Consider the following 12,381-nt stretch of genomic DNA (forward strand, 5'->3'; position numbering starts at 1 on the left):
TGAGTGCGGAAAACATCCGCCCCACCAACTGAATAGGCCTGTTAACCAGTATTTCGCACAGTAAAGGATTGATACTTCTATGGCAGATCGTGTTCTCCGCGGCAGCCGCATGGGCGCCGTGAGCTATGAGACCGACCGCGACCACGACCTCGCGCCGCGCCAACTGGTGAAGTACCGCACCGATGACGGGGATGTGTTCGAGGTTCCCTTCGCCCATGATGCGGAGATCCCCGGCACCTGGATGTGCAAGAACGGCCAGATGGGCACCCTGATGGAGGGTGAGGGGGTCGAAGCCAAGCCCACCAAACCGCCACGCACCCACTGGGACATGCTCCGCGAGCGTCGTTCCATCGAGGAACTCGATGAGCTCCTTGAAGAGCGGATTGAGCTGCTGCGCAAGCGGCGTCGCAACGCGGCGCGCCTGCTGAAGCAACAGCAGGAGGAAGCGAAGAAGAACGGATCCTAGGTTTCAGGGAACCCGAATGGGCCGCCACAACCGATCATCGGTTGTGGCCGTCCGTTTTTCTTTCCGGAGGCTTTGAAGGGTAAACGTCGGCCTTCGAGATGTGTCCGCTATCGAATCCACACCGGTGAAGACCGGTTCCCGGTGACCCGCTCGCCAGGTGGTGACACCGGGAACCGGTACCATGATGCCGCTGGAACAATGATCTCGGGCTCACACACCAGGAGATCTCGGACAGCGCATGTCAGGCAGTTCGGCGGACGGATGGCGCGGTTGTCCGACCACTCCCCACCACGGGATGCTGATCAGCTCTCCCCCGGATCGACCGCCACCGGCCATCCGCCGGAGACAGAGAAGCCACCCAGCGGAACTAGTATCCGGGCGGGGTGGCTGGTGGCGTATCTCAGTTGTTGCGGCGTCGCTGCCGCCGACGGAACTCGATTTCCTTCTTTACTTCCTCCGCGATGGCGGAGAGTTGTTCCCGGCGGTGTGCGACGCCCCACGCGGTGACCTGCGCGAGGGAATCCTTGACGAAGCTGCCATCCAGTTTCGACTCACCGATCTCGCGCTCGGTGAAGGTGATCGGTACCTCGCGGACATCGAAGCCTTCCCGCACTGCCCGCCACGCCAGATCCACTTGGAAGATGTATCCGGCGTTAGACAGCTCGTCGAGATCGAGTGACTCGATCAGTTCGCGGCGGTACGCGCGGTAGCCTGCGGTCATGTCGCTGAGCCCGGCCCCGAGGGCCAGTGAGATATAGATGTTCCCTCCCTTGGAGAGTAGCCACCGCTGCTTCGGCCAGTTGATGACCTTCCCGCCGTCGACGTAGCGGGAACCGATGACCAGTTCGGCGCCATTGTCGATCTGATTCAGGAGAAGGTGCAGCTGTTCGGGGGCGTGTGATCCGTCGGCGTCCATCTCGCACAGGACCCGGTAGTCGCGCTGCAGTCCCCACCGGAACCCCTCGACGTAGGCGCCGCAGAGGCCACCCTTGCCGTTCCGGTGCAGGACGTGGATCCGGGGATCCGCGGCGGCGATCTCGTCAGCGAGTTCACCGGTGCCGTCCGGGCTCGCGTCATCGACGACGAGTATGTCCACCTCCGGGGTGGCGGAACGGACCCGTCCGGTGATCAGGGGAAGATTCTCCCGCTCGTTATAAGTCGGGATGATGACCAGGGTTGCGTCGCTGGGCTTCGACATGGTTGAGTCAATCTCCTCCGTGTGGCTGGCGCCTGCGCCGGGATGGACCCGTACCGGTGCTTCGTCCGGTGACGAGCGCTACGAACAGACATATCCACCCAATCATACCCAGCGTCAGCTCAATCCAGGAACCGTGGCGGGCCGCAAACGTGAGCCGGTCGCGCAGCGGAAGCGTTTCGGTGAGTACGGCAGGGGTGAAGATTCTCGTGCTCGCGGTGACATTCCCGGAAGGCAGGATGATAGCCGACACCCCCGACGTGGCGGCGACCACGACCGCCCGGTCCAGTTCCAGCGCCCGCATCCGGGACATCGCCAGCTGCTGGTAGGTCATGTCGGAGAATCCGAATGTGGCGTTGTTGGTGGGGGTGGTCAGGATGCGGGCACCGGCCTTGACCGCATCCCGGCCTGCTGCGTCGAAGGCGACCTCGTAGCACGTGGACACCCCGACGCCGATCGTTTCGCCGGTGGCGGGGACTCGGATGTGCACCACGCCATCGCCATCGCCGGGCTTGTAGTCACCCGCCCGGTCGACGTACGGGGACAGAGGGCGGAGCAGATCCCGGTACGGGATCCATTCGCCGAACGGCTGGAGATACTTCTTATGGTGCCACTCCCCCGGCCCCGTGATCGGATCGAAAACGACGACGGTGTTGCGGTCGCCGACATCGTCCCTGGTCAGTGTCCCCACGAGAACCGGGGCACCGGCGGACCTCACCGCTTCGTCGACGAGTGCACGGGCCTGGGGATCAGCGAAGGGGTTGACGTCGGCAGAGTTTTCCGGCCAGACGACCAGATCGACCGGTTCCCCGATGGTTTCAGTGACCCGGGTGTGGTTAGCCAGGACGGCCCGGCGTTGCGCGTTGAAGTCCAGCCCGAGGCGGGGCACATTGCCCTGGACCGCCGCGACGGTGATCTGCCCGGTGTCCGCATCCGATCCGGGAGTGGCGACCCACGAGCCTGCGGCGGCGAGCGCGGGGATGGTGATCAGCGCGAGCGCCTTGTATCGATCGCCGCGGAGCACAAGTGCGGCGATTCCGGCGGCGGTCATGACGGTGCCGAATGTGACGAGTGCCGGGCCCCCAATCGGGGCGAGAAAACGGAGTGGACCGTCGATCTGACCCCATGCGAGTCGCACCCACGCGAATCCTCCGAACGGCCAGGAGCTGCGCAGCCATTCGACAGCGACCGCGATGAATGCGTAGAGGACCGGGCCACTCCGCAGGCGTGCAGCCGCTGCGACCCCGAGGCCGAGGACTATAGCGTAGAGGGATTCGGTGACGGCGAGCGCCGCGTAGGGGAATGCCCCGACGAGTTCGCCGATCCACGGCAGGAGCAGCAGGTAGAGGGCGATCGAATGGCTGAAGGCGAGAAAGACACCGGTGCGTAGCCGGGGCGATGATTTCAGCGCACGCGCCCGCCAGGGGGCCAGAGCGACGTAGAGCAACGCCATCCCGACGATGCCCGCGGGCCACCAGCCGAGGGGCTCGTAGGAGGAGTAGACCAGGACCCCGCTGCCCAGTGCGAGCAGCAGGCGGACGAGAAAGCTCATCGATCGCCGTATCAGGCGCGTGGGCGGGAGTCGCCGGTCGCTCCGTCCCCTTCATCCCCGCGGTTGTCCACGAAATCCTCCGGGGTCACTTCGCTGCTCCAGCGCTGGATCTCCTGATCGCCCGGTGCGGAGGTGGTGGAATCCCGCGACGCATCGTGATCGACGACGAAAGATCCGTAGCTGGTCGTCTGCCGGTACCGGTTGGTGGCCTCGAATCCGCGGACCCCGAGGTCCTCGATCTTGCGGCGCATCTTGCGCGCAAGGATCCCGCGTACGACGGACCTCGTCGGGGAGAAGATCAGCAGTAGGCCGATAATTGTGGTGATGAAACCCGGCATCGCCACGCCGAGAGCGCCGGCGGCGACGAGCCCGTAGTCACCGGCTCCGCGTCCCGCGTTCACGCGCCCCTGGGATAGTTTCAGCGCGATGCGGCGCATCTCGACGGCCGCGAGCAGCAGTCCACCGAAGAAGAACAGCAGGAGCAGGAGCAACGCCCAACCGACCCCCAGCCATCTGGCGACCAGCCAGAAGGCGAGGGCTTCGGTCAGGATGTACGGGATGGCGATGAAGATAGGCACCCGTCCGAGTGTACCGGCTCACTCCCGTGGACGGCGGCTACTGCCGGTCCTCCAGTTCACCTTCTGTTTCAATGAACGTCTCGCGCAGCAGTTCCATGGCTTCGTCGGAGGGTTCCTCCCACAGCCCGCGGTCGGCGGCCTCGATGAGACGCTCGGAGATGTCCCGGAGCGCCCAGGGATTCGACTGGCGGAAGAACTCACGATTGACCTCGTCGCGGACATAGGTGTCGGTGAGGGTTTCGTACATCCAGTCGTCCATCAGGTTGGTCGTGGCGTCGTAGCCGAAGAGGTAGTCCACGGTCGCCGACATCTCGAAGGCCCCCTTGTAGCCGTGCTTCCGCATGGCCTCGATCCAGCGCGGGTTGACCACGCGGGCGCGGAACACGCGGCGTGACTCCTCGTGGAGGGTGCGGGTGCGAACGGTCTCCTGGCGGCGGGAGTCTCCGATGTAGGCCTCGGGATCGTTTCCGGTGAGTGCCCGGACGGTCGCGACCATTCCGCCGTGGTACTGGAAGTAGTCGTCGGAGTCGGCGATGTCGTGCTCTGCGGAGTCGACGTTCTTTGCCGCGACCTGGATCCGCCGGTAGGCGGTGCGCATGTCCTCGGCGGCCTCGACGCCCTCGATGCCGCGTCCGTAGGCGTAGCCGCCCCAGGAGGTGTAGACCTCGGCGAGATCGGCGTCGTCGCGCCAGGCACCGGACTCGATGAGCTGCAGCAGACCGGCGCCGTAGGTCCCGGGCTTGGACCCGAAGATCCGGCGGGTGTGTTCGTCGAGGGTGCCGTCGGCACGTGCGTGGGCCCGGACGTAGTTGCTCTCGTCCGGCTCGTCGAGGTTCTTGACCATCTGCACCGCATCGTCCAGTAACGCGAGGACATGCGGGAACGCGTCGCGGAAGAAACCGGAGATCCGGACGGTGGTGTCGATGCGTGGGCGCCCCAGTTCCTCGAGATCGATGACCTCGAGGTCGGTAACTCGGCGCGAGGCCTCGTCCCAGACCGGACGGACCCCGAGGAGGGCGAAGACCTCGGCGATGTCATCGCCGGACGTGCGCATCGCGGATGTCCCCCACACGGACAGGCCGACGGACGTCGGGTAGGAGCCATTGTGATCGTCCCGGTAGCGGTCGATCAGCGAGTCGGCGAGCAACTGTCCGGTCTCCCAGGCGAGGCGGCTGGGCAGTGACTTTGGGTCGACGGAGTAGAAGTTTCGGCCGGTCGGGAGGACGTTGATCAGGCCACGCATCGGGGAACCCGAGGGACCGGCGTCGATGAAGCCGCCATCGAGGGCGTGCAGGATCTGGGTGATTTCGCGCGGGGTTTGGGCGAGTCGGGGCACGATCTCGGTGCACGCGAAGCGCATGATCGCGGCCACCGTGTCCCGGTCCGCGGTGTCGGGCATGGGAGTCCCGTCGAGTACGGAGTCGACCTGCTCGACGTCCCAGCCGAGTTCGTCGAGGCGGCTGAGGATCCCGTGCGCGACCTCCTCGACCGTGTCCACCCGGGTCCGGGTCTCGTCGCCTGCCTCGGACAGGCCGAGCGCCTCCCGCAGTCCGGGGACGCTGCGCTCTCCGCCCCAGAGCTGGCGCGCTCGCAGCATCGCCAGGACGAGTTCGATGCGCATCTCGCCGGAGATGTCCCCTCCGAGGATGTGCAGGCCGCCGCGGATCGCGACGTCTTTGATCTCGCAGAGCCAGCCGTCGATGTGCATGAGCATGTCATCGAAGACCTCTTCGTCGGGGCGCTGCTCCCAGCCGAGATCCTGGTCCATCTTCGCGGCGGTGAGCAGGGTCCAGATCTCCTGCCGGATGGCGGGCAGCTTCGCCGGATCCATCGCGGAAATGTTCTGGTGCTCGTCCAGCAGCTGCTCGAGCCGGGTGATGTCGCCGTAGGACTCCGCGCGGGCCATCGGCGGGATCATGTGGTCGATGAGGGTGGCGTGGGCCCGGCGCTTCGCCTGGCTCCCCTCGCCCGGGTCGTTCACGAGGAACGGGTAGATCAGCGGCATGTCGGCGATCGCCTGGTCGGTGTAGCAGTCCGCGGACATGCCGACGGTCTTGCCGGGAAGCCACTCCATGTTGCCGTGCTTGCCCATGTGCACGATGGCGTCCGCGCCGAAGACGCGACGGAGCCAGTGGTATGTCCCGAGGTAGTGGTGGTTCGCAGGCAGGTCCGGGTCGTGGTAGATGCCGACCGGGTTGTCACCGAAGCCACGGGGCGGCTGCACCATGACGACGACGTTGCCGAAGACGAGTCCCGCGACGTACAGCTCACCGGTGGCGGGGTTGACGTAGTGCGTGCCGGGAGCCTCGCCCCAGTGCTCGGTCATCTCCTCACGCATGCCCTCCGGGAGGGTCGCGAAGTAATCGAGGTAGTCTTGCCTCGACAGCTTGAGCGGATTGTTGGCGAGCACATCCTCGGTGAGCCACTCGGGGTCGTGGCCGCCGGCAGCGATGATGGCGTGCATGAAGGTGTCGCCGTCGAGATCGTCGTAACCGGGGATCTCCGATGTGTCGCCCAGGTGGTAGCCGGCCTCTGCCATGGCGTGCAGCACCCTGAGAGTGGACACCGGGGTATCGAGGCCCACCGCGTTGCCGATCCGGGCGTGCTTCGTCGGGTACGCCGACAGCATGACGACGATCTTCTTCTCCGCGTTGTCGAGATGCCGCAGCCGGGCGAAGCGGCAGGCGATCCCGGCGAGCCGGGCGCAGCGCTCGTGGTCGGGGACGTAGGAGATCAGGCCGTCCGCGTCGTACTCCTTGAAGGAGAAGGGCACGGCGATGATCCGGCCGTCGAACTCCGGCACCGCGACCTGGGTGGCGACGTCCAGGGGTGAGAGTCCGTCGTCGGATTCCTCCCACCGGGCGCGCGGGTTGGTCAGGGCGAGCCCCTGGATGATGGGGACATCGAGGGCGGCGAGCGCCGCCACATCCCACGCCTCGTCCTGCTCCCCCGCCTGCGCGGTCGCGGGTTTCGTGCCACCGGCCGCGAGCACCGTGGTGATGAGCACGTCCATGTCCGCCAGCTCGGCGAGCAGGTCATCCGGTGCGGTTCGGATGGAGGCGGAGTAGATCGGCGCCGCGCGCACGCCGAGGTTCTCGATCGCGTCGGCGAGACCGTGGATGTAGTCCACGTTGCCGGCGAGATGCTGCGCCCGGTAGTAGAGGATCGCCACCCGCGGCGCGTCGCTTGGTCCGGAGAACTCCGGGCGGTCCAGATGACCCCAGAACGGCATCCGGACCGGCTCGTCGAAGCCGAGTCCCGTGAGCAGCACCGTGTCGGAGAGGAAGTTGTGCAACTGGTGCAGATTGTCCGCGCCACCCTCCGCCAGGTACGTGTGCGCCTGGGTGACCACACCGGCGGGCACGGTGGACAACTCAGTGAGTTCTGCATCGACAGCGAGCTCGCCGGACACGACAACCGCCGGAACACCGCTGCGCAGGATGTGGTCCAGTCCGTCCTCCCATGCCTGCTTGCCACCGAGCAATCGCACGATCACCAGGTCGGCGCCGGAGAGATGCTCGTCGAGCATCTCGGTGGATAGACCGTTCGGGTTGGCGAAGCGGTACTCCACCTCCGGATGGTCATTCGCGGACTTCGCGGACAACAGATCGGTGTCGGAGGTGGAGAGAAGCAGAATCACGGTGGAGGGGTCCTTGCCTGCGGTGCCTGTGGGGCATCGCGTTCGGGGGTACGTAAATGGGTCTTTGCCTCTGGTCAGCCTACCGCAGAGCGGACAGCAACCACGCGATGTTGCGGGGCAAACGGAGGTAATAGGGGAGGAAGTGATTCAGAGTCGTCAGCCCTGGGACCCGGGGCATCATGGATTCCCGGTAGGAGATGTCTCCCCCCACCGCGGTCCACCGGCGGGCCACTTCCCGTACCTGGCCAACCGGTATGACGTCATCGTTCGCCGACCCCCACAGCAGGACCGGACACGAGGGCCCTGCGCTCCCGAGCAGCTGCCGGCGCAGTGCACGTCGGACGACGGGCAAACTCTCCGCCAGATCGACGAGGGACCTGCCCGAGACCGTCCACCGCCGCGTCGACGTCCACGCGGAGGTGACGATGCTCCCCCCGGCGCAGGTCGCCGTGTTCGCCCGGATCTGGGCCCGACCGTGATCGTTGAACAGCGGCCACAACGTCCGGCGGAGCTCATCCGAGCTGACCATCAGTCCCGCAATCGCGTAGGCGAGCGCCCCGGTGATCAGACCACCGTCGACATGGCCCAGCACCGCGCCGAGATCCGACGGTGGAGCACCAATGACCGCGGCCCGCGGAACGACGTCGGGGGCGTAACCGGGGTTCTCTGCCAGCCAACCGGCCGCACCACCCCCCTGGGAGAAACCCCACAGCCCCACAGGCGCTCGTGGTGACACCCCGAGAGCGACCGCGGCCCGCACCGCGTCGGCGAGGGCCTGACCGCCGGCGATGTTGTCCCCGTAGAACTGGACACCGGTCGCCTCGTCCCGGGGATAGTCGATGAACACGACATGAAACCCTGATGCCACCAGCGCGAGAATGACCGGTAGTTCATAGGCGATGATGCAGTCCACGGGCGGTCGCAGGAACAGGTTGAGGCCGACCGTGCAGCTCACCGACGGATCGCAGTGCCGCGCCACGCCCTGCGTTGATGGGGCGAACGCGATGAGTGGACGGGGCCTCGCATGATCAGCGGTGAGCCGTCGGGATCGCAGCAGAACCCCCGTAGCGGGGATCAACCGACCGGAAGAGTCCCGGGTGGCGTAGCAGAATGCGGTCGCCGTCGCGGGATTGAGGCGACTACCGGCCCCGAGCACCTGCACCGGTTCCGCGGACAGGACCGCGCCGGGTTCGGCGTCAGCCACCGGCCCCCGGAACTGCCCGCGTTCCGGGTAGCGGATGGCCGCCCGTTCACCGCTCAGCCACCGGGCGATCTGGCTCCTCAGCACATCGACCGTCACCGGAATGACGGTGCGGAGCAGCACAGATGCCACGGTGAGCAGGCTGGGGGGCCGAAATCGGTGGACCATGCCCCCCACCTTAACGACGCGCACGGCTCCGGTTGTTCCCCATCCCCTCAGCTCCCGCATGTGGCGGCGGAACATCGCCGCACCGGAGCCCGCCCCCGGACTACCCGGGTCCTAGACTGGTGACCATGAGCGTGGAATCCAGGGAATCATCAGCCACCGAACACACGGTGGAGAACTCCCGCGGTCTCGGCGACCGTGACCGCCCCGATGCCTGCCCGGGTGCGGTACACATGCACCGCGCCGCGGATGGCCAGATCGGGCGGATCCGGGTTCCGGGGGGATACATGGAACCCGGTATCTGGGAGACCCTCGCGGATCTCTCCGACAGCTACGGGGACGGTGCGATCCACCTGACTACCCGCGGCAACCTCCAGATCCGGGGGATATCCGAGACGAATGCCGCAGACTTCACCGGGGCCGTCGACGCGGCGGGCCTGCTGCCGAGTATCACGCACGACCGGATCCGCAACATCATCGCGGCGCCCCTCTCCCCCGAGCTCGTACCGCTCGTCAGGGAGCTCGACCGGTTACTGCTGGACGATCCGACCACGGCACGGTTGTCCGGACGTACGTTGTTCGGCATCGACGACGGTAGCGGCATGATCGCCGCACGCCGTCCCGACATCGGCGTGCTCCCCGACGACGGGCTCCACCACCTGATTCTCGGCGGCTGCTCTGTCGATGCCGCCACGAAACCCGGTGACACCGCCCGGGCACTGGCCCGGGCGGCCGCCCTGTGGGCCGCCCGCCGTGGGAAGTCCTGGCGTATCGATGAACAACCCGGTGCCGCATCCGGCATCGTCGCGAACCTCACCGGTTCGGGCCTCGCCCGGACGGTCCCTGCGCCGTCCGTCCCCGTGGAGACACCCGATCCGCCGATCGGCTGGATCGACCGCCCGGACGGGACCGTCAGCCTGGCCGCCGGACTGAGATTCGGCGCACTGGACACGACTCTCGCCCGGATGATCGCGACCATCGGTCGGCCGACCCAGGTCACCTGCTGGCGCTCTGTGATCATCGAGGGGCTGGATACCGCGTCCGCGGAGGTCGTGGTGAAGGTACTAGCCCCCATGGGGCTCATCTTCGATGCGGACTCCCCGTGGCTCGAGGTCTCCGCCTGTACCGGGTCCACCGGATGCGACAAATCCGCGTCCGACACGCGGGCCGATGCGGTGTCCGCCGTCCGGGAACACCGCGTCCCCGCCGCCCCCGGGGACCACGTCCACTTCTCCGGATGCGAGCGCCGCTGCGGTCACCCCGTGGAGGGGCCGTACACGGACTATCTCGCGGTCGGTGAGGGTGAATACGAGGTCGGACGCAGGAGCGGAAAGAGCTGACATCCCGGAACGTAGAATGAGACACCATGCACGAGTACATCACCGACGGCGCGGAGATCTACCGCCGTTCCTTCGCCACCATCCGTAGCGAGGCCGACCTCTCGGCCTTCGACCACCAGCAGGCCACGGTGGCGGTCCGGATGATCCACGCCGCCGGTGAGGTTGATCTCGCGGGCGACATCGCCCTGTCCGCCGATCTCGTCCCCGCCGCGCGCCAGGCACTGCAGTCTGGTGCCCCCGTCCTCACGGATGTCCAGATGGTCGCCTCGGGCGTGACGAGACGTCGGCTCCCGGCGGACAACGAGGTCATCTGTTTGCTGGGGGACCCGCGGGTCGCCGATCTGGCCGGGGAACTCGGGACCACCCGCACGGCGGCGGCCGTGGAGCTGTGGCGCCCCGTCCTCGACGGCGCCGTCGTTGCCATCGGAAATGCCCCCACTGCACTGTTCCACCTACTCAAGCTCCTCGCCGCCGAGCCGGAGCTCCCCCGCCCGGCAGCCGTTCTCGGCATCCCCGTAGGGTTCATCGGAGCCGCCGAATCCAAGCAGGCACTCGCGGATGACGCCATTTCCCTCGGGATGGAGTACCTCACGGTGCACGGGCGCCGGGGCGGATCCGCCGTCACCTGCGCGGCGGTCAACGCACTCGCCGAACCCCGGGAGATCCTGTAAATGGCCGCCAACGGAGGGTCCCTCACCGGTGTCGGCGTCGGCCCGGGCGATCCGGATTTGCTCACGGTCGCCGCGACCCGCGCGATCGGATCCGCCGACGTCGTGGTGTATCACGCGAAACCGGGAGGTGCGTCCGCCGCCCGTGCGGCCGCTGAGCCGTACATGCACGATGGGCAGATACATGAGCTGCTCTCTTATCCCGTCACCACCGGAAACACAACCCATCCTGGCGGGTATACCGGGGCGCTGGCGGAGTTTTATGTCGAGGCTGCGCAGCGCCTCGCCGTACACCTCGACGCGGGCCGTGACGTGGTCGTGCTCGCGCTCGGTGACCCGATGCTCTACAGCTCCTACCAGCATCTGCACCGGGTTCTTGCCGATCATCCCGGTACCCGTCGCGCCCGGATCATCCCGGGGGTCACCTCGATCACCGCAGCCGCGGACGTCCTCGCCCGCCCGCTAGCGGAGGACGACGAGATACTCACCATCCTCCCAGGGACCCTCGATGAGGGCGAACTGTCGAGGCGTCTCCGGGACACCGACACAGCCGTGGTGATGAAACTCGGGAGAACCTGGCCCAAGGTCCGTCGGGCACTCGACCGCGCCGGGGTCCTCGACCGGACGTACGTCGTCTCCCGGATCGGGATGGAGGGGCAGAATGCCCTCCCCGCCGCCGAGGTGACCGAGGTTCCGTACTTCGCAGTCGCCGTCGTGCCCTCCCACCGGGAAGGCGTTTGTGCGGCCGCGGCACCGGACTCCCCCGCGGCAGATGTAACGCGGGGGGAGGGTGAGGTGGTTGTTGTCGGACTGGGACCGGGTGACGCCGGGTGGACTACCCCCGAGGTCTCCCGCGAGCTCCAGCTCGCGGGAGACCTCGTCGGCTACTCCACCTACATCAACCGTGTCCCGGAACGTCCCGGACAGCGCCGCCACCTGTCCGACAACAAGGTCGAGGCGGAACGCGCGGCAATGGCCCTCGATCTCGCGGCCAGGGGGCGGCGGGTCGCCGTCGTCAGTTCCGGTGACCCCGGTGTGTTCGCCATGGCGGCCGCCGTCCTCGAGACCGCCGACGATGACGCATGGCGGGACGTCTCCGTCCGGGTGGTCCCGGGAATGACCGCGGCGCAGGCGGTGTCCTCCCGGGTGGGGGCGCCGCTGGGTCACGATTTCGGTATGATCTCACTGTCCGACCGGTTGAAATCGTGGGACGTCATCGCCCGCCGAATACACGCGCTCGCCGGAGCCGACATGGCTTTCGCCGTCTACAACCCCGCTTCGAGAACCAGGAGGCGCCAAGTGGCGGAGCTGCGGGACATTGTGTTGGAGCATCAGGACCCGGATACCCCGGTGATCGTTGCCCGGGCGGTCGGTTCCGACCAGGAGAGCGTCACGGTGACCACCCTCGCAGGCTTTGATCCGGAGGTGGTCGACATGCGGACAATGCTCATCATCGGCGCGTCGACGACCAGGGTTTATCAAGGGCCGAACGGTCCGCGGGTGTTCACTTCGCGGCGCTATGGTTAAGATGTCATAAACCTTCGGTCACGATGCGGTGTCGCCCACGGAGTGTTAC

The 12,381-nt window shown here is 66.9% G+C and carries 9 protein-coding genes; 4 read left to right on the top strand and 5 right to left on the bottom strand.

From position 1 onward, the window contains the following. Positions 1-79 precede the first annotated feature (79 nt). The gene (locus tag JDV76_RS05475) at positions 80-466 is read left to right on the top strand and encodes an RNA polymerase-binding protein RbpA (RefSeq protein ID WP_198735876.1); all 387 of its coding nucleotides are present in this window, start codon (positions 80-82) and stop codon (positions 464-466) included. A 400-nt stretch (positions 467-866) separates the two neighbouring features. Here the strand turns inward: JDV76_RS05475 and JDV76_RS05480 are convergent, their stop codons facing one another. From JDV76_RS05480 to JDV76_RS05500, 5 genes are all read right to left on the bottom strand, one after another. Then, the gene (locus tag JDV76_RS05480) at positions 867-1,664 is read right to left on the bottom strand and encodes a polyprenol monophosphomannose synthase (protein ID WP_198735877.1); all 798 of its coding nucleotides are present in this window, start codon (positions 1,662-1,664) and stop codon (positions 867-869) included. Positions 1,665-1,671: 7 nt separating this feature from the next. Beyond that, on the bottom strand, positions 1,672-3,213 hold the full coding sequence (gene lnt, locus JDV76_RS05485; RefSeq protein WP_198735878.1) for an apolipoprotein N-acyltransferase: 1,542 nt from the start codon (positions 3,211-3,213) through the stop codon (positions 1,672-1,674). 11 nt (positions 3,214-3,224) lie between these two features. Continuing rightward, on the bottom strand, positions 3,225-3,791 hold the full coding sequence (locus JDV76_RS05490) for an FxsA family protein (protein ID WP_198735879.1): 567 nt from the start codon (positions 3,789-3,791) through the stop codon (positions 3,225-3,227). A gap of 37 nt (positions 3,792-3,828) precedes the next feature. Continuing rightward, positions 3,829-7,431, bottom strand: coding sequence for a cobaltochelatase subunit CobN (cobN, locus tag JDV76_RS05495; protein ID WP_198735880.1), 3,603 nt, complete (start codon positions 7,429-7,431; stop codon positions 3,829-3,831). A gap of 79 nt (positions 7,432-7,510) precedes the next feature. Further along, positions 7,511-8,800 carry a lipase family protein gene (locus JDV76_RS05500; RefSeq protein WP_232958931.1) on the bottom strand — a complete coding sequence of 430 codons (1,290 nt, stop codon included), beginning with the start codon at positions 8,798-8,800 and terminating at the stop codon, positions 7,511-7,513. A gap of 125 nt (positions 8,801-8,925) precedes the next feature. On the opposite strand from JDV76_RS05500, the gene JDV76_RS05505 reads away from it, so the two are divergent. Genes JDV76_RS05505 through cobJ form a run of 3 tightly spaced genes read left to right on the top strand, consistent with a single transcriptional unit; the run spans position 8,926 to position 12,332 of the window. Next, positions 8,926-10,137, top strand: a complete 1,212-nt coding sequence (locus JDV76_RS05505; RefSeq protein ID WP_198735881.1) for a precorrin-3B synthase — start codon at positions 8,926-8,928, stop codon at positions 10,135-10,137. A gap of 26 nt (positions 10,138-10,163) precedes the next feature. After that, a complete protein-coding gene (locus tag JDV76_RS05510; protein ID WP_198735882.1) occupies positions 10,164-10,808 on the top strand; it encodes a precorrin-8X methylmutase in 645 nt (214 codons plus the stop codon). Then, on the top strand, positions 10,809-12,332 hold the full coding sequence (cobJ, locus tag JDV76_RS05515; protein ID WP_198735883.1) for a precorrin-3B C(17)-methyltransferase: 1,524 nt from the start codon (positions 10,809-10,811) through the stop codon (positions 12,330-12,332). Positions 12,333-12,381 lie beyond the last annotated feature (49 nt).

Origin of the sequence: Corynebacterium marambiense (assembly GCF_016342275.1) — a bacterium.
In the GTDB taxonomy this organism is placed as follows: domain Bacteria; phylum Actinomycetota; class Actinomycetes; order Mycobacteriales; family Mycobacteriaceae; genus Corynebacterium; species Corynebacterium marambiense.